Annotated in this window: 22 protein-coding genes; 12 read left to right on the top strand and 10 right to left on the bottom strand. The window is 69.9% G+C overall.

The features are described 5' to 3' along the window. Window positions 1-127: 127 nt before the first annotated feature. Genes AB4Z55_RS18570 through AB4Z55_RS18560 form a run of 3 tightly spaced genes read left to right on the top strand, consistent with a single transcriptional unit; the run spans window position 128 to window position 2,811 of the window. On the top strand, window positions 128-733 hold the full coding sequence (locus tag AB4Z55_RS18570) for a PH domain-containing protein (RefSeq protein WP_239400367.1): 606 nt from the start codon (window positions 128-130) through the stop codon (window positions 731-733). Beyond that, on the top strand, window positions 730-1,407 hold the full coding sequence (locus tag AB4Z55_RS18565) for a response regulator transcription factor (RefSeq protein WP_369520261.1): 678 nt from the start codon (window positions 730-732) through the stop codon (window positions 1,405-1,407). The genes AB4Z55_RS18570 and AB4Z55_RS18565 overlap by 4 nt, the downstream gene beginning before the upstream one ends. A gap of 6 nt (window positions 1,408-1,413) precedes the next feature. Continuing rightward, window positions 1,414-2,811: a sensor histidine kinase gene (locus AB4Z55_RS18560; protein ID WP_369520260.1), complete on the top strand. Its 1,398-nt coding sequence runs from the start codon at window positions 1,414-1,416 to the stop codon at window positions 2,809-2,811. On the opposite strand, the gene AB4Z55_RS18555 is transcribed toward AB4Z55_RS18560, so the two are convergent. Then, window positions 2,783-3,343 (bottom strand): GtrA family protein, encoded by a 561-nt coding sequence (locus tag AB4Z55_RS18555; RefSeq protein WP_033205461.1) that lies wholly within the window; start codon window positions 3,341-3,343, stop codon window positions 2,783-2,785. The genes AB4Z55_RS18560 and AB4Z55_RS18555 overlap by 29 nt on opposite strands. A 79-nt stretch (window positions 3,344-3,422) precedes the next feature. Here AB4Z55_RS18555 and AB4Z55_RS18550 point away from each other — a divergent pair, with 79 nt between their 5' ends. Together AB4Z55_RS18550 and purE are read left to right on the top strand one after the other, a co-directional pair. Next, on the top strand, window positions 3,423-4,724 hold the full coding sequence (locus AB4Z55_RS18550; RefSeq protein WP_369520259.1) for a 5-(carboxyamino)imidazole ribonucleotide synthase: 1,302 nt from the start codon (window positions 3,423-3,425) through the stop codon (window positions 4,722-4,724). Next, a complete protein-coding gene (purE, locus tag AB4Z55_RS18545) occupies window positions 4,721-5,233 on the top strand; it encodes a 5-(carboxyamino)imidazole ribonucleotide mutase (RefSeq protein ID WP_004572234.1) in 513 nt (170 codons plus the stop codon). The genes AB4Z55_RS18550 and purE overlap by 4 nt, the downstream gene beginning before the upstream one ends. A 14-nt stretch (window positions 5,234-5,247) precedes the next feature. Here purE and AB4Z55_RS18540 read toward each other — a convergent pair whose 3' ends face one another. From AB4Z55_RS18540 to AB4Z55_RS18525, 4 genes are read right to left on the bottom strand one after another with little or no spacing between them, the layout of a single operon-like run. Continuing rightward, complete coding sequence (locus AB4Z55_RS18540; protein ID WP_369520258.1) at window positions 5,248-6,090, bottom strand: dienelactone hydrolase family protein; 843 nt, start codon at window positions 6,088-6,090, stop codon at window positions 5,248-5,250. Window positions 6,091-6,094: 4 nt separating this feature from the next. Then, a complete protein-coding gene (locus AB4Z55_RS18535; RefSeq protein WP_101819028.1) occupies window positions 6,095-6,469 on the bottom strand; it encodes a nitroreductase family deazaflavin-dependent oxidoreductase in 375 nt (124 codons plus the stop codon). 39 nt (window positions 6,470-6,508) lie between these two features. Next, on the bottom strand, window positions 6,509-7,228 hold the full coding sequence (locus AB4Z55_RS18530) for a TIGR03089 family protein (protein ID WP_239400357.1): 720 nt from the start codon (window positions 7,226-7,228) through the stop codon (window positions 6,509-6,511). Beyond that, a complete protein-coding gene (locus AB4Z55_RS18525; RefSeq protein WP_369520257.1) occupies window positions 7,216-9,303 on the bottom strand; it encodes an LCP family protein in 2,088 nt (695 codons plus the stop codon). Before AB4Z55_RS18525 ends, AB4Z55_RS18530 begins: the two co-directional genes overlap by 13 nt. Before the next feature lie 228 nt (window positions 9,304-9,531). On the opposite strand from AB4Z55_RS18525, the gene rfbD reads away from it, so the two are divergent. The 3 genes from rfbD to AB4Z55_RS18510 all read left to right on the top strand — a co-directional run bounded on the left by rfbD (window position 9,532) and on the right by AB4Z55_RS18510 (window position 12,580). After that, the gene (gene rfbD / locus AB4Z55_RS18520; RefSeq protein ID WP_033205456.1) at window positions 9,532-10,482 is read left to right on the top strand and encodes a dTDP-4-dehydrorhamnose reductase; all 951 of its coding nucleotides are present in this window, start codon (window positions 9,532-9,534) and stop codon (window positions 10,480-10,482) included. 5 nt (window positions 10,483-10,487) lie between these two features. Beyond that, window positions 10,488-11,366, top strand: coding sequence for a glycosyltransferase family 2 protein (locus AB4Z55_RS18515; protein ID WP_172622050.1), 879 nt, complete (start codon window positions 10,488-10,490; stop codon window positions 11,364-11,366). An 80-nt stretch (window positions 11,367-11,446) separates the two neighbouring features. Further along, the gene (locus tag AB4Z55_RS18510; RefSeq protein ID WP_004020311.1) at window positions 11,447-12,580 is read left to right on the top strand and encodes a sugar phosphate nucleotidyltransferase; all 1,134 of its coding nucleotides are present in this window, start codon (window positions 11,447-11,449) and stop codon (window positions 12,578-12,580) included. Window positions 12,581-12,598: 18 nt separating this feature from the next. On the opposite strand, the gene AB4Z55_RS18505 is transcribed toward AB4Z55_RS18510, so the two are convergent. After that, window positions 12,599-13,246, bottom strand: a complete 648-nt coding sequence (locus AB4Z55_RS18505; protein ID WP_004020312.1) for an O-methyltransferase — start codon at window positions 13,244-13,246, stop codon at window positions 12,599-12,601. Between the two features lie 290 nt (window positions 13,247-13,536). Between AB4Z55_RS18505 and sigE the strand changes: the two genes are divergently transcribed. The 4 genes from sigE to tatB all read left to right on the top strand — a co-directional run bounded on the left by sigE (window position 13,537) and on the right by tatB (window position 16,964). After that, window positions 13,537-14,148 carry an RNA polymerase sigma factor SigE gene (sigE, locus tag AB4Z55_RS18500; RefSeq protein ID WP_004020313.1) on the top strand — a complete coding sequence of 204 codons (612 nt, stop codon included), beginning with the start codon at window positions 13,537-13,539 and terminating at the stop codon, window positions 14,146-14,148. Between the two features lie 251 nt (window positions 14,149-14,399). Beyond that, window positions 14,400-14,924: a hypothetical protein gene (locus tag AB4Z55_RS18495; protein WP_051987056.1), complete on the top strand. Its 525-nt coding sequence runs from the start codon at window positions 14,400-14,402 to the stop codon at window positions 14,922-14,924. After that, window positions 14,921-16,453: a trypsin-like peptidase domain-containing protein gene (locus AB4Z55_RS18490; protein ID WP_369520256.1), complete on the top strand. Its 1,533-nt coding sequence runs from the start codon at window positions 14,921-14,923 to the stop codon at window positions 16,451-16,453. Before AB4Z55_RS18495 ends, AB4Z55_RS18490 begins: the two co-directional genes overlap by 4 nt. A 31-nt stretch (window positions 16,454-16,484) precedes the next feature. Continuing rightward, window positions 16,485-16,964 carry a Sec-independent protein translocase protein TatB gene (tatB, locus tag AB4Z55_RS18485; protein WP_239403691.1) on the top strand — a complete coding sequence of 160 codons (480 nt, stop codon included), beginning with the start codon at window positions 16,485-16,487 and terminating at the stop codon, window positions 16,962-16,964. A 9-nt stretch (window positions 16,965-16,973) separates the two neighbouring features. On the opposite strand, the gene AB4Z55_RS18480 is transcribed toward tatB, so the two are convergent. The 4 genes from AB4Z55_RS18480 to AB4Z55_RS18465 form a co-directional block, all read right to left on the bottom strand. Continuing rightward, on the bottom strand, window positions 16,974-18,119 hold the full coding sequence (locus AB4Z55_RS18480; protein ID WP_004020317.1) for an Mrp/NBP35 family ATP-binding protein: 1,146 nt from the start codon (window positions 18,117-18,119) through the stop codon (window positions 16,974-16,976). 58 nt (window positions 18,120-18,177) lie between these two features. After that, window positions 18,178-19,302, bottom strand: a complete 1,125-nt coding sequence (locus AB4Z55_RS18475) for a lytic transglycosylase domain-containing protein (RefSeq protein WP_369520255.1) — start codon at window positions 19,300-19,302, stop codon at window positions 18,178-18,180. A 303-nt stretch (window positions 19,303-19,605) separates the two neighbouring features. Then, window positions 19,606-20,130, bottom strand: coding sequence for a DUF1003 domain-containing protein (locus tag AB4Z55_RS18470; RefSeq protein WP_004020319.1), 525 nt, complete (start codon window positions 20,128-20,130; stop codon window positions 19,606-19,608). Then, on the bottom strand, window positions 20,127-21,428 hold the full coding sequence (locus tag AB4Z55_RS18465) for a CBS domain-containing protein (RefSeq protein ID WP_101819021.1): 1,302 nt from the start codon (window positions 21,426-21,428) through the stop codon (window positions 20,127-20,129). The genes AB4Z55_RS18470 and AB4Z55_RS18465 overlap by 4 nt, the downstream gene beginning before the upstream one ends. Between the last annotated feature and the right edge of the window lie 124 nt (window positions 21,429-21,552).

Below are 21,552 nucleotides of genomic sequence, written 5' to 3'. Positions count from 1 at the left end.
CTGCTCTCCGACGGCGGTGGCCTGTGGTTGGCAGTCTACTCAGGCCGTCCCGCGATCCGGCGGTGTCCGAGCGGCGCGTTCACGCGGGTTGGCCCCGGTCGGGCCGGTGCCGTTTATGCTGGGCCGCATGGCCTATCCGCGGGAGAACCTGGCACCGGGAGAGCGTGTCGTCCTCCATCGACATCCGCACTGGAAGTGCCTGCTGGGTCCGTTCCTGCTGTTCGCGATCGTGACGGCGGCCGCGGGCGTGTTGGTCGGGGTCATCACCGCATCGTCGCTGCGGTCCACACCGCAGACCGTTCTGCTCCTCGTGGTCGCGGTGGTATGGGCTGCGAGCTTCTGCTGGTACTTCATTCGCCCGCTCTTGGCATGGAAGACAACACATTTCGTGCTCACCGATCGGCGGGTGATGTTCCGCAACGGGATCATCACCCGGTCGGGCATCGACATCCCGATCCGCCGGATCAACACGGTCGAGTTCCGGCACGGCCTCGTCGACCGCATGCTGCGCACCGGCACGCTGGTCATCGAATCGGCGTCGGACGAGCCGCTGTCCTTCGACGACATCCCGCAGGTGGAGCGGGTACATGCGCTGCTGTACCACGAGGTACTCGACGTCCACGACGACGAGGATCATCCGTTGGAAGGACGCCGGCGCGACTCCTATGACCAGCCCGCCGCGGGTATCGGTCACCACGGGGACCACTCCGACCGAGCGGCCCGAGACCGATGACCACCGTGCTGCTCGCCGAGGACGACGCCGCGATCGCCGAACCGCTCGCGCGGGCGCTGTCGCGCGAGGGCTACGGCTGCGAGGTCGTCTCGACCGGCGCCGACGCCCTGGAGAAGGCACTCGACACCCGCTATGAGTTGCTCATCCTCGACCTCGGGCTGCCGGTGCTCGACGGACTCGAGGTGTGCCGGCGGGTGCGTGCCCAGCGTCCGGCGCTCGCGGTGCTGATGCTGACCGCGCGCACCGATGAGGTGGACTTCGTGGTCGGACTCGACGCCGGCGCCGACGACTACGTCGGCAAACCGTTCCGCCTGGCCGAGCTGTTGGCCCGCGTGCGTGCGCTGTTACGGCGCCGCCAGCCCGGCGACGTCGTGCTCGAGGGCGGTGCCATCCGACTGGATGCGCGTGCGCGTCGCGTACTGGTGAACGGACATGACCTGACTCTCGCGAACCGCGAGTTCGACCTCCTGCGGTTCCTCATGGAACGTGCAGGCGAGGTGGTGACCCGCGAGGAGATCCTCACCGAGGTGTGGGGCTCGGCCGATCTGCGGTCCTCCAAGACCCTCGACATGCACATCTCCTGGTTGCGCCGGAAGATCGGCGACGACCGCCACGACCGTCCCCGCCACATCGTGACCGTGCGCGGCGTCGGTTTCCGGTTCGACCCCTCGTAGCAAGCCATGCGACGTCGCCTGCTCACGACCATGATCGCCGTCCTGCTGGCGGTCGGTGGTCTGCTGGGCATCCCGCTGAGCGTCGTCGCGTGGTGGTGGGTGGCCGACAACGCGCATCAGGACCTCGACAACCGGCTCAAGGTCATCGCCGATCAACTGATCCGGCAGGAGGGGGCCGATGGCCGGATCCCGCCGGAGTCCCTCGATCGCGAGGCCTTCCAGCTGCTCTTGCCGCCGAACGGCCGCCTGACCGTCACCTTCCCCGATCTGTCGGGGACCCCGCAGCGCACGGTCGTGGGTGCCGAGATCGGCGGTTCCCGACTCTCGGAATCGATCGCGCTGGGTGCCGCGGGAACGCTGACCCTGTCGATCCCGCTGGACGAGGTGCGCAACGACCAGTTCACCGCGGCCTCGATCGTCGCCGTCATCGTCGTCGCGTCCGTGATCGGCGGCACGCTGGTCGCCGCGGTCACCGCGGGGCGGATCGTCGATCCGCTCACCGATCTCGCGAACCGCGCGGCGACCATGGGCCGGGGAGATTTCCGGACCCAGTGGAAGATGTACGGGATCACCGAACTCGACCGGGTGTCGCGCGCGCTGGCCGACGCGAACACCGAGCTCGCCCTGCGCCTCGAGCGCGAGCGGGAGGTCGCCGGGGACGCGTCGCACCAGCTGCGCAGCCGGCTCACCGCCATCCAGCTGCGTCTGGAGGAACTGACCCTCCACGACGACCCCGCGGTGATCACCGAGGCCGAAGCCGCGCTCGACCAGGTGGAACGGCTGTCCACCGAACTCGACGAGCTGGTCGAGGCGTCACGCGCCGACGAGCCCGCCCCGGAGTTCGTCGACATGTCCGAGATGCTGACGACCCTGGTCGGGGACTTCCGGCACGCCTTCGAGGCACGGGGCCGGGAGCTGGTCGTGACCTTCGACGGGGTGCCGCATGCACTGACCTCGAATCCGGGCCGGCTGCGCGAGGCGGTCAGCGTGCTCGTCGACAATGCGCTGCAGCACGGCCGCGGGACATGCCGGATCCATGTGGGGACCCTGCCCGCGGGCGATCTGGTGCGCATCACCGTCGCGGATGAGGGCGACGGGGTGGCCGACGAGATCGCCGTCCACATCTTCCGACGGGGATTCTCGGCCGGACACCGACCCGGTGCCGGCCGGAGCGGGGTCGGGCTGTCCCTGGCCCGGGCCCTCATCGAATCCGACGGGGGACGGCTCGAACTCACCGTCCGTCGGCCACCGGTGTTCGCGATCGTCGTGCCCGCCCGGCTGGTCACCGGACGCGAGCACGTCGGGACCGACCGCGGTGATTCCGATCTCGCCGAGGACATCGACGAGAAGACCGGCCGGGCCGCGGAACCACGCGTCAGGCGTGACCGAGTTCCTCATCGTTGAGCTCGGCGAGGGAGGGATGCAGATCGGTCGATCCGGCGTCGCCACCCCGCAGCTGCTCCTCGGGGAAAGCGAACTTCCGCAGCGCCCAGAACCGGAACGCCATCTGCAGGAGGTTGCCGATGATGAAGCCGAGCACGAAGTCGACGACCACGACCTCCGACACGGTGAGGTTCGAGCGCATGTCGAAGACGTTGTTGGCGACGAACAGCGGGGCGGCCTGCAGGATCACGCCGACGCCGCTGATGGCGAAGAACAGCATGGCCTCGTGGTGACGCTCGCGTCCGCCACGGTTCTTGAAGGCCCACTCGCGGTTGAGGATGTAACTGAGGATCGTGGCCAGGACCCCGGAGATGACCTTGGCGATGACCGGTTTCTGTTCGAGCACGGTGAGGCTCAGGCTGTAGAAGATCGCCATGTCGAAGACGAACGTGGTACCGCCGACCATCGCGAACTTGATCAGTTCGTGGTGCCGCATGACGAGCCGACGGACCGGCGCGGGAAGGCGGGCGATCATCTCGTCGATCAATGGCACAAGATCCGAGTGTACGAAACGACAACCGCCGGGCGCTTCCTGGGCGGGGGCGTGCGAATGACGCCGCGCCCATGCCACGATGGTTCGCGTGAATTCACGCGAGCAGGCCGACGGCGCCGTGTCCCCGTCGTCCCAGGTGCCGCCGGTGCCGGACGCCGAACGTACGAACGGCCGGTCGTCGGGGATGCCGACCGTCACCATGATCGGCGGTGGCCAGCTCGCACGGATGACCCACCAGGCGGCCATCGCCCTGGGCCAGTGCCTCCGGGTGCTCGCCGCCTCGGAGTCGGATCCGGCGGCCCAGGTCAGCGCCGACATCGTTCTGGGGTCGCACGACGAACTCGATGATCTGCGCCGGGCCGCGGCCGGGTCCGTCGCCCTGACCTTCGACCACGAGGGCGTCCCCCTGGCGCATCTACGCGCGCTCGAGGCCGAGGGCGTGGCCGTGCTCCCGCCGTCGAAGGCACTGCACTTCGCGCAGGACAAGCTGGCGATGCGTGTCCGGCTGACCGAACTCGGCCTGCCGGTGCCCGACTTCGCCGACCTGTCCGGCGATCGCGCCGCCGCCCGCGCGCGTCTGGTCGAGTTCGGCGAGGCCAACGACTGGGCCATCGTCGTGAAGGCAGTGCGCGGCGGTTACGACGGCCGCGGCGTCTGGCTCGTCGACGGTGCGCAGGACGCACTCGCCGTCTTCGACGACTACCCGGACGACGCGCCGGCGCTGCTCGCCGAACAGAAGGTGCCGATGCGGCGAGAGCTGTCGGCGATGATCGCGCGGTCCCCGTTCGGGCAGGGCGGGGCGTGGCCGGTGGTCGAGACCATCCAGCGCAACGGTCAGTGCGCCGTCGTTCTGGCGCCGGCGCCCGGGCTCGACGGCGAGGTGGCCGCGCGCGCCCAGCAGATGGCGCTGCGACTGGCCGACGAGCTCGGCGTGGTCGGTGTGATGGCGATGGAGCTCTTCGAGACCGTCGACGGCGAACTGGTCGTCAACGAGCTGGCGATGCGGCCGCACAACAGCGGGCACTGGACGATGGACGGGGCGGTGACCTCGCAGTTCGAGCAGCATCTCCGCGCCGTCCTCGACTATCCGCTCGGCAGCACCGCACCGAGCGCCCCGCTGACGGTGATGGCCAACATCCTCGGTGCCCAGGAGGCGCCGGCGATGTCGATGGACGAGCGGATGCACCATCTGATGGCCCGGATGCCCGAGGCCAAGGTGCACCTCTACGGCAAGGGTGAGCGACCCGACCGGAAGATCGGGCACGTGAACATCGTGGGGCGCGAAGGGGATTCGCCCGAGTCGGTACGCGAGCGTGCCGAACGGGCGGCCCAATGGATGTCGCAGGCGACGTGGACCGACGGATGGGATGAACATTCATGAGTGAGACACACGGCCCGCGGGTCGGCCTGATCATGGGCAGCGACTCGGACTGGCCGACGATGAAGGCCGCGGCCGAGGCGCTCGCCGAGTTCGACGTGCCGTTCCAGGTCGGGGTCGTCTCGGCGCACCGCACCCCGCAGCGCATGCTCGACTATGCGGCCGGTGCCGCCGGTCACGGCATCGAGGTGATCATCGCGGGAGCCGGTGGCGCCGCACACCTTCCGGGCATGGTCGCCTCCGCGACCCCGTTGCCCGTGATCGGCGTGCCCGTCCCGCTCCGACACCTCGACGGACTCGATTCGCTGCTGTCGATCGTGCAGATGCCCGCCGGTGTCCCGGTGGCGACCGTCTCGGTCGGCGGGGCCCGCAATGCCGGTCTGCTCGCGGTGCGGATACTGGCGTCGTCGGATGCCGGCCTCCGGGAACGCATGGTCGAATTCCAGAAGGGTCTCGAGCAGATGGTGCTCGACAAGGACGCCGCGTTGCAGCAGGAGCTGTTGGGCGAGTAGGTCTCTCGTGTCGGTTAGGCCGGTGGTCTTGTCGCAGCCTGTAGTCCGAGCTTCTCCGTGAAGAAGTCGATGACCCGGTCGTAGGCCTCGCGGGTGGGCTGTCCCGGTTCGTCGATCAGGTCCTCGGTCAGCACCGAATGTGGCTGTGGCAGCATCGAATCCGGGTTCGCGGACTCGTCGGGTAGTTCGACGCCGATGAAGGCGTCGCCGAGAAGCTCACGAAGGTGGGCGAATCGGGCCTCCGGCACGAGCCGGTCCCCGCGGAACCGCAGACCCATGACCTCCAGGCCCCGCGCGCACCGGGCTTGCACCAGAGCCAGATCCGACTCACTCACGTCGATGGCACGGGCCCGTCCCGGCAACACCGCGAACGGCAGCGAGGGTTGGGACAGGACCGGGGCGAGCATGCGATCGTCGGTGGCCATCGCCAGAGCGAACCCGCCGGTGAAACACATCCCGACCGCGCCGACGCCGGGGCCGCCGCACCGGTCGTGCTCACGGGCGGCCAGCGCGCGCAACCAGGACGCGACCGGGGAGGTCTTCCCGGTCGCCAGGATCGTGAACTCACGGGTGATGCAGGCCCGGGCGACGGTGCCGAGCATGTTCGTCGCCGAACCGACGGCACCGAGGTTCTCCGGACGCGGGTCCCGGCCGTCGACACCGAACAGCGATGGGAGGACGGCTGTGGCACCGGCGCCGGCGATCCGGCGCGCCACGTTCGCCACCTTGGGGCTGATCCCCGGCATCTCGGCGATGACGATGACCGCCGGGCCGCTGCCGAGCCGGTGGACTCGGCGGGTGGTCCCGCACAGGGTCACGTCCTCGGTATCGAAGTCCGTGAGCGCATCGTCGGCCATCCGATCACGCCCGGTGCAGGGTGCCGAGGAGCGCGGACTCGAACAGTCGCGCCGGGATGCGCGCCCCACGCGCGATGTCGGGCGAGTCCGACGGCACCACCCGTGGGCCGGTCACCCGGTAGTGCCGGTTCTTCCGGATGAGTCCGAAGCTGCCCGCGGCCTGCACGTTGCGGACCCAGTCGGTGTGCCGCCCATAGGTGAGGATGATCGTGAGCCGGTCGCCGTCGACCCACGCGAGCACCGGGATGGAGTAGTGCTTGCCGGATTTGCGGCCGACGTGTTCGACCATCGCGTAGGGGGCCAGCCGGGGCGCCCACTGTCGCTGGATGGGGTTCGTCACGCGCTTGTTGAGGCGGGCCACCGCGCGGGGGATTCGCATGTCCCCACTGTGCCCGATCGGCGGCGTGCCCGCCGGAATTCAGGACAGGACCAGCGTGGCCTTCTCCATCTCGGCGATCGCCGAGACCCGTTCCGGCGAGGCCCCCGTGACGTGAACGAGGCTGCCGCCCACCAGCAATGGTGTCAGGAGATGCGCGATCACCAGATCGCCCGTATGCCACGGCCGGGTGGACACCACGCGCGAGCCCGGTCCGATGCCGTCGCGTTCCGCGACGGCCCGAGCGTCGTCGAGCGCCTCGCCGATCAGGGCGCCCTCGACGGTGGCCGAGGCCGGATGGCGGGACGAGTACTGATCGCCGTGGACGCGGACGACGCTGCCGTAGTCGCCGACACCGGGCGGCAGGTCGCGCAGCGGCAACGCGAACGGATCGAGCGAGGCGACCACGACCTCGTCCGCGTCCGGGTGATCGTCGAGACGGTCACGGCTGGTGAACAGGACCTCCGCGCCGTCGTGGGAGTCGAGACGCACCTCGGCGCCCGCCCAGAGCGCGCCCAGCAGGATCCCCGCTGTCTGCCAGTGTTCCGGGAGGTCGACGGCGACGACACCGCCCGCCATGATCCCGATCTCGTCGACCAGGTAGTTCGCCGTCTTCGCCGCCCAGTTGCCCAGCGTGGCGCCGGACAGTTCGGTGCGCTCCCCGGTCGAGTCGTCGTAGTAGGTCAGCAGTGGCCGCGAATGGTCGGCGACCGCGGCGAAGACGGCGTCGGTGATGGTGTTCGGGTTGTTCAGTTGACGCACATCGGCCCCTCGTTGCCCGCGGTGATGGGCGGGCGCTTGTTGCCGACGCGCTCGCTCGCCGGTGTGTTGTCGGTCTGGTCGCCGGTATCGCTGATGGAGCCGGGACCGGCGTAGGTGTTGGTCAGCACGACCTTGAGCTGGTCGTCGCCCAGGGCGGGATCCGCCACGACCCGGGCGCCGCCCAGATCTTTCGCGAGGAGGCGTGCGGCGTCGCTCTCGTCTTTGGCGTACACGATCGAGTCCTTCGTGTCGGCCTTGCCGCTCGAGGTCGCCCCGACCCGGAAACCCTTGTTGGTCAGGATGTTCGCCACATTCGACGCGAGGCCGTCGATGGTGCCTGCGTTGACCACGTCGACCGTGTAGTCGCCGCGCTGGATGCCCTGCGACTCCTTCGGTGCCAGCAGGTCGCCGGTGAAGTCCTGCACCTCGCGCGGGTCCACCTCGACCACGCTCTGCTGTCCGTCCTCACTCCAGCCCTGCTCGGTCACGATCGGGATGGTCGCGAACTTCACCCGACCGCCGCTGAGATCCTTGAGCTGCTCGGCGAATCGGATGATGTCCCAGTCGTCGTCGATGACCACCGAGCGCGAGACCGCGTTCTGCAGCTCCGACAACTTGCCCGGGTCGGTCAGTGTGTTCGCGGAGATGATCTTCTGCGTGAGCGACGCCATGAACGCCTGCTGTCGCGTGATGCGGTCCAGATCGCCTCGGGGGAGCCCGTGACGCTGGCGTACGAAGCTCAGGGCCTTCGGGCCGTCGAGGGTTTGACGACCGGCGCGGAACCGCGCGCCGGTGAAGGGATCGCGGACCGCCTGGTTCAGGCAGACGTCGATGCCGCCGGCGGCGTTCGTCAGCAGCACGAAGCCCAGCAGGCCGACCTCCGCGTAATGGTCCACCTGCACGCCGGTCAGATTGGCGACCGTGTCCACCAACGCTTTCCGGCCCGCGAGCGTGCCCTCGGACTCGGCCTCACCCTCGGACTTGCCCTCGCCGACCGCCCGCGCCCGGACGCTCTCGCGAGTCGTGCCGTAGGCGGCGTTGATCTTGCTCATGCCGATTCCGGGTACGTCGACGTAGGAGTCGCGGGGGATCGAGATCGCTGTCGCCGACGAGCCGTCGTCGGGGATGCGGATGAGCAGGATGGTGTCGGTGTTGGTCGCGACCTCGTCCCCGGAGCGCAGGAGCTTGAGCTCCTCCGGGGAGAGTGGGTTGCCCTTGGCGTCGGTTCGCGAGTCGGTGCCCACCAGGAGGATGTCGACGGCCCCGTCGGCGGCGCCGCCGAGGTCGAGTCCGCCGAGTTGAGTGATCCGGGTCTGCAGGTCCGACATGGTGTTCCAGGCGTAGCCGGTGCACAACAGGACCGCGACCGATGCGACGGCGATGAGCGCGCGACCCCACCCGGCGCCGGCAGCCCAGCCGCCGGTTCGGGGTCGGCGGCCCGGCGGGGTGGTCGGCGGGGTGGTCGCTGCTGCCGACTTGGCCGAGGTCGCTGCCTTCGCCGGCGTCGTCTTTGTGGCGGATGTCGCTGCCTTGGGCGATGTCGCCGGCTTGTCCCGCGTGCGGCGGCGGCCGGCCTTCGGTTCGGCCGCCTCCGTGCGGGGTGTCTGTTCACGCTTCTTCTTCGCACCCGGAGCCGGGCGGGTGTGGATCTCGCCGGAGGTCCGTCGGACGGGCCGCGGCTCACCGGGACGACGCGGTCGGTTCGGTACGGGTTCCACCGACTCGGGTGCCGCCCGGCGGTCGCCGGACGTCCGGCGACCGGTGGTTCGCGGATCGGCGGCCGCCCGGCGCCCCGGGTCGCGGGGGTCGGCGGCGCGACGCCGCGGGTCCGGCGGTGGCTGCCGGCGCGCGCGGGGCGGGGGAGTGCCGGGTGCACCGGGACGCTGGTCGGAGCCGCGGGGGACCCCGCGGCCGTCGGGTCCACCGTCGTGCGGGGGCCGCACCGGGCGTCGCCGGGCACCGGGCTGCTCCGGGCCGCGCCGATCGCCGGGCATCGGCTGACGCCCATCCGGACCCGGCCCCGCCGGACGGCGCGTCTGCGAACGCCGGCGCGGGCCGTCGGGTGGTGAATCCACTGGTGAACGGTCCCTTTCGAGGTCGACACATCGCGACGGGACGTCGACGCGACAGGGGTCACGCCTGAGGATGCCGATGCTGATGTGCAGGACGAGTCAGGTGTTGTGTGCTCTCGTCAGGCTACTGAAGTGATTCCGGAATTCGAGAACGCAACGCCGGGCGGGCGAGTAGCCGTCGTCACGTACGCGATCCGGGCCGGGTGGAGGACGTTCCCCGGGTCCGGCACGATGGGGCCCATGCGTGTCACGCCGAGCAACCCCACCGTGTACATCGTCGGCGCCGGCGGACAACTCGGAACGGCCCTGCAGGATCGCTCGGCGGGGGTTCCCGACACCGTCGTGCGACCGCTCACCTCGGCCGACATCGACATCGCCGACCCGACCTCGGTTGCCGCCGCGCTCGGCGACCTCGCCCCCGACGACGTGGTGGTGAACTGCGCGGCCTACACCGACGTCGACGGCGCCGAGTCCGACACCGAGGGCGCGCGCCGCGTCAACACCGCCGGGCCCGAGGTCCTCGCCGCCCGGACTGCCGATGCCGGCGCGTGGCTGATCCACGTCTCCACCGACTACGTGTTCCCCGGAACCACCGACGAGGGAGGCCGGCCGTCGGCGGGCGACGGATACGAACCCGACGACGTCTCCGGCACCCCGGCCACCGTGTACGGCCGCACCAAACTGGACGGCGAGCGCGCCGCTCTGTCCGCGGATCCGCGGACCACCGTCGTGCGGACGGCGTGGGTCTACACCGGCGGACCCGACAGCCGCGACTTCGTCGGCACGATGCGACGGCTCGAACAGTCGCGGGAGACGGTCTCGGTCGTCGACGACCAGCTCGGGTCACCCACCTACTCGCACGACCTCGCCGACGGACTCTGGGAACTCGTCGCCGGCGGGGCGCGGCCCGAGGTCGCCGGCGCCGTCCTGCATGCGACGAATTCGGGCAGCGCCACCTGGTTCGCCGTCGCACGCGGGGTGTTCGAGGAGATCGGAGCGGGGCCCGACCGGGTCCGGCCCACGACGACTGCCGAGTTCCCGCGCCCGGCGCCGCGCCCGGCCTACTCGGTGCTGTCCGGACGGTCCTGGACGGCTGCCGGACTCACCGCGCTCCGTCCGTGGCGACACGCGCTGCACGCGGCGATCGCCGCGTCGGACGCCGGCACCGGTTCGTTACCCTGAGCGGCGTGTCTGTTCAGCCAGCCGTGGTGACGGTGACCTATTTCTCCGGCGATCACCTCGTGACCTTCCTGCGTAGTCTCGCCGCGGTCACCGACGTCATGCCGCAGGTCGTCATCGCCGACAACGGTTCGGAGGACGGCGCGCCGGAACGGGCCGAGCAGGAGTACGACACGGTCACCCTCGTCCGGACCGGCGGCAACATCGGATACGGCGGCGCGATGAACCGCGGTGTCGCCGAGATCGACCCCGATGTCGAGTTCATCCTCATCTCCAACCCCGATGTCGAGTGGAAGCCGGGTGCCATCGAGGAGCTGATGGCCGCGGCGCAACGGTGGCCGCGCGCGGGCTCGCTCGGTCCGCTGATCCGCGAACCCGACGGGTCGATCTACCCGTCGGCCCGCCGGGTCCCCGACCTCGTGTCGGGCACCGGACACGCGATCCTCGGCACGGTCTGGAAGTCCAATCCGTGGACCGCGGCCTACCGTGCCGACGACGAGACCCCGTCGGAGCGTGCGGTGGGGTGGCTGTCGGGTTCGTGTCTGCTCGTTCGGCGCGAGGCGTTCGACGCCATCGGTGGCTTCGACGCCCGCTACTTCATGTACATGGAGGACGTCGACCTCGGCGACCGGCTCGGCAAGGCGGGCTGGCAGAACGTGTACGTGCCCACCGCGGAGGTCGTACACACCAAGGGGCACAGCGCAGGTCGGCATCCGGAGAAGATGCTGCCCGCGCACCATCGAAGTGCCTACCGGTTCCAGGCGGACCGCAACCCGGGGCCCTGGCGCGCGCCGCTGCGACTGGCCCTGCGGATCGGGTTGGGCGTGCGATCCCGGCTGGCCGTTCGTGCGGCGCGCCGCGCGTCGGCGAGCGAAAACGACGGCTGAGTGTTGAAGTGAACACCGAACGTCAGTGAACACCGAAGGCCGGAGTGGCCTCCGGTCACCTCGAGGAAGGAACCGATCCAGTGGACAACTACACCGTGCGTGAGTCGGTGGAAAGACAGTCCGTGGGGGGATCGGACGACATCAGGGAGGACGTCGAGGCCGTCATCCTCGTGGGCGGCAAGGGAACCCGTCTGCGTCCGCTCACCTTGTCGGCGCCCAAGCCGATGCTGCCGACGGCCGGACTGCCCTTCCTCACCCACCTGCTGTCGCGTATCCGCGCGGCGGGGATCCGCGACATCGTGCTCAGCACCTCGTTCAAGGCCGAGGTCTTCAGCGAGTACTACGGCGACGGTTCGAAACTGGGCCTGCGCATGCGTTACGTCACCGAGGACGAGCCGCTGGGCACCGGCGGCGGCATCCGCAACGTGCTCGACGAGCTGACCGCGAGCACGATCGTGGTGTTCAACGGCGACGTCCTCGGTGGCACCGATGTCGGTGACGTCATCGACAGTCATCGTGCCGCCGACGCCGACGTCACCATCCATCTCGTGCGCGTCAGCGACCCGCGCGCGTTCGGCTGCGTGCCCACCGACGGCGACGGTCGCGTCACCGCGTTCCTGGAGAAGACGCAGGACCCGCCGACCGACCAGATCAACGCCGGCACATACGTGTTCAAGCGTGAGGTGATCGAGTCCATCCCGTCCGGGCTGCCGGTCTCGGTCGAACGTGAGGTGTTCCCCCGACTGCTCGCCGAGGGCGCGCACGTCCATGCGCATGTCGACCACGCCTACTGGCGGGACATGGGTACGCCCGAGGACTTCGTCCGCGGCTCGGCCGACCTCGTCCGCGGGATCGCGCCGTCACCGGCCCTGGGTGACCGTCGCGGCGAATCCCTCGTCCACGAGGGTGCGGGCGTCGGCCCGGGCGCTCTGCTCATCGGCGGAACCGTGGTCGGTCGGGGCGCCGAGATCGGCCCGCGTGCCCGTCTCGACGGCGCGGTCATCTTCGACGGCGCGGTGATCGAGGCCGGCGCGGTCGTGGAACGGTCGATCATCGGCTTCGGTGCCCGCATCGGGCCGCGCGCGCTGGTCCGGGACACGGTCATCGGCGACGGCGCCGACATCGGCGCGCGCTGCGAGTTGTTGCGCGGTGCGCGGGTGTGGCCGGGTATCGAGATCCCCGACAACGGGGTCCGGTTCTCGACGGACGTCTAGTCCGGCCGATGAGTCCGCCTAGCGGATCTTCGCGGCGGCGAGCACTCCGGGCCCCAACGGGATGACCACCGGCAACAGTTGCTCGTCGTCGGCGATCAGCAGTGCAGCCTCGCGGGCGGCCGCCGTCGGTGGCTCGGTACGGGCGGGATCGCCGACCGTGCCGTCGGCGGTGGCGTTGTGGACGACCACCACCCCACCCGGGCGGAGCATCCGGACCGCCTCACGGACGAATCGGGGCAGGTCGAGCAGGGGCCCGTCGACGAAGACCAGATCATAGGACGCATCGGACAACCGCGGCAGGACCTCGACGGGGGTGCCGTTGATGAGCCGGGTACGACCGGGGGCGATGTCGGCGCCGGCGAAGGACGCCCGTGCGGCCCGGTGGTGTTCGGGTTCGGGATCGATGGTGGTCAGCACGCCCTCGGTCGACATGCCGTTGAGCAACCAGAGGCCGCTCACCCCGGTGCCGGTCCCGATCTCCACGACGGCATGTGCGTCGGCTGTCCGGGCGAGCAGGGCGAGCAAGGCGCCGACCGCCGGGGAGACCGGCGTCGCGCCCAGTTCCTCGGCGCGGGCGCGGGCGGCGATGACGGCGTCGTCCTCGACGATGGCCGACTCGGCGTAGGCGATCAGGTCGGGGCGCGCGGACGGCGTTGACTCGGTCACGCGTCGAGGTTAGTCCGAGCCCGCGGCCGAACCGGACGCGGCACGCCAGACCTGCACGAATCCGCTCGCAACCGGACGGCCGACGCATCCTCAGGCAACACTCAGGCGCCTCATACGGCGGCCACACTCGGATAGGAGAGGGTGAGAGCTGTTCCGGTTGGGACAGTTCCCGGGAGGTCGGTGTGAACGCCCGGCAGTTCGGGAATACCCAACCGGAGTCACCTGTTCGACTTCGGTGAGTGCTTGGGTCACCGGGTGCGTGTTCACGAGAGAGGAACCGACCACCGACCATGATCGATCCCCGCGAATCCGCCGATGCCGTGCCCGCGGGCACCGCAGGTTTCGACGCCACCGGCGATGAACTGCTCATGCCGTCCTGGGACGACCTGGTACGCGAACACGCCGACCGCGTCTACCGTCTGGCCTATCGCCTGTCGGGCAATCAGCACGACGCCGAGGACCTCACGCAGGAGACCTTCATCCGGGTCTTCCGCTCGCTGTCGAACTACCGTCCCGGCACCTTCGAGGGCTGGTTGCACCGCATCACCACCAACCTGTTCCTCGACATGGTCCGCCGCCGCAGCAAGATCCGCATGGAGGCGTTGCCCGAGGAGTACGACCGCGTGCCGGCCGACACCCCCGATCCGCAGCAGATCTTCGACGCGACGAACCTCGACCCCGACCTGCAGCGCGCCCTGGACACGCTGGCGCCCGACTTCCGCGCCGCCGTGGTCCTGTGTGACATCGAAGGGCTGTCCTACGAGGAGATCTCGGCGACGCTCGGCGTCAAGCTGGGTACCGTGCGCAGCCGCATCCACCGCGGCCGGCAGAGCATCCGCGACGCCCTCGCGGCACAGGGCCACACGAGCAGCCGGTCGGTCGCGATCGGCTCGCATTCCTGAGTTCGGTGTCGCGCCGCCGCGCGTCCCGGGAACCCTGCTCCGCCGAGCTTCGTTGTGAGTCTCGGATAAGCTGAGATGTTGCCTGTGCCGCTGCGCACAATGCCGACGACGTCCCCGGTCCGCCGAGGACTGCGCGTTCGGCGGACGGCATCGGATGCCGCCGGTCGGTACCGTGGCAGAAGAGCAGCAGGCCCAGTGGCAACACAGGATTCATCGTGCGGCGGTTTCGTCGTGGAGAGGGGTGAACGACGATGATGGACGGCGATCGCGGGCGTCCGACCGGGAGTGGCGGTGTCGAACCACCTACCCCCAACCTCCGTCGTCGGCGGTCTTCCTGGACGCCCAGCAGGTGGAACACCTGGAGTCCGGCTCCCTCGTCATTCCTGCCCAATCGGGGCTACCGTGCGCCGGGAACGGCCGGCGGGCGCGGCTTCGCACCCACCGAGCACCTGGCCCCCGAGGCGGTCGCGGCCTTCGTCGACGGTGAACTCGGCATGTCCGCGCACGCGCGCGCCGCCCACCACCTCGCGCTGTGCCACGAGTGCGTGGCGGCCGTGGAGGCGCAGTCCCTGGCCCGCACCCGTCTGCGCGAGTCCGGCCGCGTGTCGATCCCGGACTCCCTGCTCGGTCAGCTCTCCCAGATCCCCACCCGCGAGATCGACATGACCTCCGGACGACCCCGCCCGACGGAGTTCGGGCCGACGGTGTCGCCCGACGCGCCGACCGACGGCATCCCCGCGGCCCGTGGCCGCGCCTTCCGCCGCCGGGGCCGGTGAACGTGGCCCCCAACGCCGATTCTCCCGACGCCGATTCTCGCGATCCCGGTGACGCGCAGTTCGCGCGTCGGGCCGAACCGCCCGAGTCGCAACGGCTGACGCCGTCGAGGCCGCGGCACGCACCCGTCTCGCCGTCGACCGCGCAGGTGTTCGGCCGGCCGTCGGGTGTGCGTGGTTCGTTCGCCACCTCAACGGACGGTCGGTCGCCCGAGCCCCAGGTCGCGGCCCCGGACCCGGTCCTCGCCGAGGCCTTCGGTCGGCCGGCGGGGTCGACCGAGACCCTGCAGCGGGATCCGCTCGCGACCTACGGTCAGACCGAACAGCCCCGGACGCCGGACGACCCGTGGCGCGACCCGGAGAGTCCGGCCCGGCTCGACGCACCTGCGCTGGCCACCGGGGCACCGGAGACCCCCACCGACGCCGGTCCGAAACTCGGCGTGCGCGACATCCTGCTCGGCAAGCGCCTCAGCTGGGTGGCCCTGGCGACGCTCGCGGTGATCGCCTTGCTCATCGGACTCGTCGGCGGCCTGATGGGCCGGTACACCGCAGAAGTGGCCGCGCCGCTCACCAGCGACACGGTCGAGCTGTCCACCGACGACACCGGCGGCGACGCCGGGCCGCGGTCGTCGGTTGCCGAGGTGGCCCGCGCCGTGGAGAAGTCGGTCGTCGCGATCGACGTCCGCGCCGCCGGTGCCTATGCGACCGGGTCGGGATTCGTCATCGACAAAGAGGGTTACATCCTCACCAACAATCACGTGATCTCGATGGCCGCGAACGACAAGAGCGCCAAACTCGAGGTCGTCTTCTTCGATCGCCAGCGCGTCCCGGCGCGGATCGTCGGACGCGATCCCAAGACGGACCTGGCGGTGCTGAAGGTCGACAATGTCGAGAACCCGACGGTGTCGGTCCTCGGCAGTTCCGGCGACCTCCAGATCGGTGAAGAGGTCGTCGCCTTCGGATCGCCGCTCGGACTCAACCGAACCGTGACCAGCGGCATCGTCAGCGCGACCGATCGTGCTGTGGCGCTGACCCCCGATGCGGAGTCCGACACCGACGCGGTGATCGACGCCATCCAGACCGACGCCGCGATCAACCCGGGCAACTCCGGAGGCCCCCTGGTCAACGCCGAGGCCCAGGTGGTCGGGATCAACACCGCGGGACGCCTCGGCGCAGGCGGCGGCAACATCGGGCTCGGTTTCGCGATCCCGATCGACGAGGCCAAGCCCATCGCGGAAGCGCTGATCCGTGACGGCCGCGTCAACCATCCGCAGATCGGGGTCAACGCGAGTTCGGTCCGCAACGAACGGGTCCTCGGAGCGCAGGTCCGCAACGTCGTGGCCGGCAGTCCTGCCGAACGGGCGGGGGTCCGCGAGAACGACGTGATCACCTCGTTCAACAACCGCCCCATCGAGAGCGCCGACGAGTTGAACGTCGCGATCCGGACCGCGAACATCGGTGAATCCGTCCCGTTCCAGTACTGGCGGGCGGGTCGGACGTTCAGCGGTACCATCACACCGGCGAGCGACTAACCACACCAGCGCACAAGTCAGGACGAGGCACATGTTCAGCAGCATCGGATGGGGCGAGATCGCGATCCTGGTGGTCGCGGCGCTGGTCATCCTCGGCCCCGAACGCCTCCCCGGTGCCGTCTCGTGGACGATGCAGTCGCTCAAGAAGGTCCGCGAATACGCGACCGGTGCGAGCGCTCAGCTCAAGGACGAGCTCGGTCCCGAGTTCGACGATCTGCGCAAACCGCTGGCCGATCTGAACGAGCTCCGGGGTATGACGCCGCGTTCCATCGTCACGAAACATCTTCTCGACGGCGACGATTCGCTGTTCCGTCTGAACGAGAGCGCGACGACGGTCAATCGGAACACCACCCCGGCGGCGCCGGAGATCAAACCGGTCTCGGCGCCGCTGTCGTTCGAGAAGCAGGATTCCGCCGACAGGTCCGACTCCGCGACGGGCAACCGCGCCGCCCCGGACCGCACGCCGCGCACGGGGTCGCGTCCCGCCGCAGCGGACTGGGACGCGACCTAGGCGAACCGGTCAGGCGTTCCGGATGGTGTCGAGTCCCAGACTCATCCCGGCCAGACCGCGCTTGCGCGCCGCCAGCTTGCCGGCGATCGCGCGCAGTGCGGACCCCGAGGCCGATTCCGGCGCCGACAGCACGACCGGGACCCCGGCATCGCCACCTTCGCGCAGGGCGGTCTCGAGCGGCACCTGACCGAGCAGGTCGACCTGAGCGCCCACGGCACGCGTGAGGCGTTGTGCCACCTGCTCACCGCCGCCGGACCCGAACGGTTCCATGCGGCTGCCATCGGGCAGTTCCAGCCACGACATGTTCTCCACGACACCGAGGATCTTCTGCCGCGTCTGCAGGGCGATGGCCCCGGCGCGCTCGGCGACCTCGGCCGCGGCCTGCTGCGGGGTCGTCACGACCAGGATCTCCGCTCCAGGGATGAGCTGGGCGATGGAGATGGCGACGTCGCCGGTGCCCGGCGGCAGGTCGAGGAGCAACACGTCGAGGTCGCCCCAGTACACATCCGCGAGGAACTGCTGGAGAGCGCGATGGAGCATCGGGCCACGCCACGTCACCGGGGTGTTCCCGTCGGTGAACTGTCCGATGGAGATGAAGCGGACCCCGTGGTTGATCGGCGGCATGATCATGCGCTCCACCTGGGTGGGCTTGGCGTCGCTGCCGAGCATGCGGGGAACCGAGTGACCGTAGATGTCGGCATCGAGGACGCCGACGCTGAGCCCGCGCTCGGCGAGTGCTGTCGCGAGGTTGACGGTGACACTCGACTTGCCGACGCCGCCCTTGCCCGACGCCACCGCATAGACGCGGGTGAGCGAGCCGGGTTGGGCGAACGGGATGACCGGTTCGGCCTTGTCCCCCCGGAGCTTCTTGCGTAGTTCGGTGCGCTGCTCGTCGTCCATCACGTCGAGTTCGACGCGGATCGCGCCGACGCCCGGGACGTCGGCCACGGCTGTCTCCACGCGCTGCGAGATCTCGGTGCGCATCGGACAGCCCGACGTCGTGAGGTATACGCCGACGTCGACACTCGCGTCGTCGTTGACGGTGACCGACTTGACCATCCCGATGTCGGTGATCGGCTTGCCGATCTCGGGATCCTTGACCTTGCCCAGAGCGGCGCGAACTGCCGATTCCGTGGGCGCGACTCCTGTTGTCATCTGGTCCAGACTACCGGCGGCACCGACGACGCCCTGCGGAGGTCCTTCGATCGCGGTGTCAGCGAACCGGAACCGGCGCGCCGGAAGCGCCCGGCCGGTTCGGTCCGGCGTTGCCCGCCGGGGCCTGCTTGGTGGCCGGAGCGTCCTTCTTGGTCGGCGGGGGTGCGGGCTGGCCCGGGAACAGCGGCGGGATCGACGGCAGGCAGACGATGATGCACGGCTGCGGCGGCGGGCTCGGCCGGCGCGAGGAGGACGACGAGGACGACTCGGACCCGGGTGTGCTCGGCGTGCTCGGCTTGCTGGACTTGCTCGAACTGCTCGACGGCTTGCGCTTCATCTCCGGGATGGGGTTCGTCGGCATCACGCCCGTCGCATACGCCCCGGCCCAGCCGAGCACGTTCGCGACGTACTCCATCGAGCGGTTGTAGCGCAGCACCGCCGAGACCCGGGTGCGCTCGTTCATGATGTCGGTGACACCGGCGCACAGGTACCGGCCGGCCGAGTAGGTGGCGTCGAAGATGTTGTTCGGGTCGGGTTTCCCGTCCCCGTTGGCGTCGGAGCCCCACGCGGCCCATGTGCTCGGGATGAACTGCATCGGGCCCATGGCGCGGTCGTGTCCGGCGTCGCCGTCGATGCGCCCGCCGTCGGTGTCCTTGATGACGGCGTTGCCGGCCAGGGAGCCGTCGAGGACCGGGCCGGCGATCGGATTGATGGTCGTACCGTACTGATCGACCGAGCCGTTGCTCGCGTGATTGGACTCGATCCGGCCGATGCCGGCGAGCAGGAACCACGGGAGCTTGCACTGGGGGCTCTCGGCCGCGACGCGGTTCGCGGCCAGCTTGTAGGCTTGGAGGACCACGCCGGGGATTCCCAGCGGACCCGACGGGAGATCGGCGGCGAGCCGGAACTGTGGTGCCGGCAGGGCGGTCGCGGGCTTCTCCGGCGGAGGTGCGAAGCCGAGCAGGGCGACCGGTGAGCCGGCGACGACCTCCGCCAGCACCACGGGGGCAGCCGGTTCGGAGACGGGTGCGGCGACGGTGCCACCGGAGGCGCTCGATGTCGCGGTGCCCAGCACCAGCGCACCGACCAGGCCACCACCCACGGCGAGAGTCGCGGCGCGGCGGGGGAAAGAGGACGGACGACGCGGTCCGCGGCGGCGGCGGACGATGTCGAGGGGCCTCATCGACGGCTCCCGTCGCCCGACACGGCCCCGGGACGCTGCCCGGTCATGTCCACTCCGTTGTCAACACACACATCTGCCCCCGAGAACGCGGCGATCACCACCCGCGGCCCGGTTCGAGAGCCGCTCGCATGGATGCACCGGACGAATCCGTCGTGTCGTGGTCGACACCGGGATCCGGTCCGAACTGTGACCCACCATACATATGGGTCTGACGTCCCAGACACGAACTCCACTTTTGGTGTCAGTGAACCCATCGCGCCGACGGGCTCCGGGTGTTACGTCGGGGCCGGTGCACTCCGGAGATCAGCGCGAGCGGTCGCGCGGACCCGTACCGGCGGGCGGCTCGTCGTCGGACGTGGCGCCGAGTCGTTCGGTGAGTTCGTCGAGCAGGTCGTCGAGTTCCTTGCGCAGGTAGTCGCGCGTCACGGTGTCACCGACCGCGAGCCGGACGGCGGCGAGCTCACGTGCGAGGAACTCGGTGTCCGCCTTCGTCTGGGCGGACCGCAGCCGGTCCTCCTCGAGCGAGACTCGGTCACGGTTCTCCTGCCGGTTCTGGGCCAGGAGGATCAGCGGGGCCGCGTACGCCGCCTGGGTGGAGAACGCGAGGTTGAGCAGGATGAACGGGTACGGGTCCCATCTGATCGACACCGCGACCAGGTTGAGCGCGATCCACACGATCACGACGACCGTCTGGATCGCCAGATAGCGCCCGGTGCCCAGGAACCTGGCGACCCGCTCGCTGTACATCCCGACGACGTCGGAGTCGAGATTGAACGAGATCGTGCGACGGGTGCTGGGGGTGTCGAGTTTGCGTCCCGGTTCGCTCATCGGATGACGTCTCCGACGGGCTCGACAGCGTCCTCGGGCTCGGTCTCGCGCCAGTCGCGCGGCAGGATCTCGTCGAGGAGATCGTCGACACTCACCGCGCCGAGCAGGTGCCCGGCCTCGTCCACGACGGGTCCGCAGACCAGGTTGTAGGTCGCGAAGTATCTCGTCATCGTCTCCAGGGAGTCCTCGGGGTGGAGTTGGACGAGGTCGGTGTCCAGGATGCCGCCGACGAGATGGGCGGGGGGCTCCCGGAGCAGGGCCTGCAGGTGTACGCACCCGAGGTACTTCCCGGTCGGCGTCGCCGTCGGCGGGCGGACGACGAACACCAGGCTCGCCGCGGCGGGCGTGAGGTCGGGATTGCGGACGCGGGCGAGCGCCTCGGCGATGGTGGTCGACGGGGTCACCACGATGGGCTCGGAGGTCATCACACCGCCGGCGGTGTCGGGGGAGTGCAGGAGCAGGCGCCGGAGCGGTTCGGACTCGACGGGGTCCATCTCCTCCAGGAACGCCTCGGCCTCGGTGTCGGGCAGTTCGCCGAGCAGATCGGCCGCGTCGTCGGGGTCCATCGCCTCGAGGATGTCGACGGCGCGGTCGCGACCGAGCGCGGCGAGCACCTCTTTCTGGTCGTCGGGCGGTAATTCCTGCAGCACGTCGGCGAGCCGTTCGTCATCCAGGGCCGAGGCGATCTCGTCGCGCCGTTTCGCGGGCAGTTCGCGCAGGGCGTTGGCGACGTCGGCCGGCCGCATGCCCTCGAACTGCAACAACGCCTGTGCCACTCCCTGTCCCGGGAGGTTCAATGCGCTCTGGGTGATGCCCTGCACGCTGGACCACTCCACGACCTGGGTCTCGTGGCGGCGTCGGAGACCGCGGCGGCCTGCGCGGATCGCGACGCGGGAGACGACCCAGTCGCGGGTCCGGGTCTTCTCGATGCCGAGGTCGATCACCGTCACGTCGGCGTCGGCGAGTTCGGGTAGGTCCGGATCGACGACCCGGACGTGGGTGTCGAGAACCTGCCCGATCGCCAGCGCCTCGCCGGGCCGCAGATGGAGCCGGCGGAGGCTGACGGTGCCGGTGTTGAGGGCAACGGCCTGCGGCTCGATCGCCGTCACGCGCAGCATGGGAACGAAAATCCTACGCCGGGTGGTCAATTCGACCGCCAGACCGAGGACGCGCGGTTGTTGTCCGGACATGCGGATCGAGATCACCACGTCGCGGACGCGACCGATCGATTCACCGTCGGGACCAAGGACGGCCAACCCGACTAATCTGGCCACGAACACCTTGCTCACCGACGACATGGGAGTAAGGGTAGTGCCATCGGTTCCGTGGAGGCCGACGGCAGACACCGAACGCCCACCGGTGGGAGACGAGTCTCACGGTCGAGTCCCACCGCAGCAGTCGCACAACAGGGAAGGCCCCGAC

Source organism: Gordonia sp. ABKF26, assembly GCF_041103195.1.
GTDB lineage: Bacteria > Actinomycetota > Actinomycetes > Mycobacteriales > Mycobacteriaceae > Gordonia > Gordonia terrae.
The sequence above is the reverse complement of the archived record's forward strand: the minus strand, read 5'-3'. Positions and strand labels throughout refer to the sequence as shown.

Excerpts from the sequence above, each read along its gene's own strand:
- AB4Z55_RS18570 (WP_239400367.1), top strand. The coding sequence starts at position 128 with ATGGCCTATCCGCGGGAGAACCTGGCACCGGGAGAGCGTGTCGTCCTC.
- AB4Z55_RS18565 (WP_369520261.1), top strand. The coding sequence starts at position 730 with ATGACCACCGTGCTGCTCGCCGAGGACGACGCCGCGATCGCCGAACCG.
- AB4Z55_RS18560 (WP_369520260.1), top strand. The coding sequence starts at position 1,414 with ATGCGACGTCGCCTGCTCACGACCATGATCGCCGTCCTGCTGGCGGTC.
- AB4Z55_RS18550 (WP_369520259.1), top strand. The coding sequence starts at position 3,423 with ATGGTTCGCGTGAATTCACGCGAGCAGGCCGACGGCGCCGTGTCCCCG.
- purE (WP_004572234.1), top strand. The coding sequence starts at position 4,721 with ATGAGTGAGACACACGGCCCGCGGGTCGGCCTGATCATGGGCAGCGAC.
- AB4Z55_RS18540 (WP_369520258.1), bottom strand. The coding sequence starts at position 6,090 with ATGGCCGACGATGCGCTCACGGACTTCGATACCGAGGACGTGACCCTG.
- AB4Z55_RS18535 (WP_101819028.1), bottom strand. The coding sequence starts at position 6,469 with ATGCGAATCCCCCGCGCGGTGGCCCGCCTCAACAAGCGCGTGACGAAC.
- rfbD (WP_033205456.1), top strand. The coding sequence starts at position 9,532 with ATGGGGCCCATGCGTGTCACGCCGAGCAACCCCACCGTGTACATCGTC.
- sigE (WP_004020313.1), top strand. The coding sequence starts at position 13,537 with ATGATCGATCCCCGCGAATCCGCCGATGCCGTGCCCGCGGGCACCGCA.
- AB4Z55_RS18495 (WP_051987056.1), top strand. The coding sequence starts at position 14,400 with ATGATGGACGGCGATCGCGGGCGTCCGACCGGGAGTGGCGGTGTCGAA.
- tatB (WP_239403691.1), top strand. The coding sequence starts at position 16,485 with ATGTTCAGCAGCATCGGATGGGGCGAGATCGCGATCCTGGTGGTCGCG.
- AB4Z55_RS18480 (WP_004020317.1), bottom strand. The coding sequence starts at position 18,119 with ATGACAACAGGAGTCGCGCCCACGGAATCGGCAGTTCGCGCCGCTCTG.
- AB4Z55_RS18475 (WP_369520255.1), bottom strand. The coding sequence starts at position 19,302 with ATGAGGCCCCTCGACATCGTCCGCCGCCGCCGCGGACCGCGTCGTCCG.
- AB4Z55_RS18470 (WP_004020319.1), bottom strand. The coding sequence starts at position 20,130 with ATGAGCGAACCGGGACGCAAACTCGACACCCCCAGCACCCGTCGCACG.
- AB4Z55_RS18465 (WP_101819021.1), bottom strand. The coding sequence starts at position 21,428 with ATGTCGTCGGTGAGCAAGGTGTTCGTGGCCAGATTAGTCGGGTTGGCC.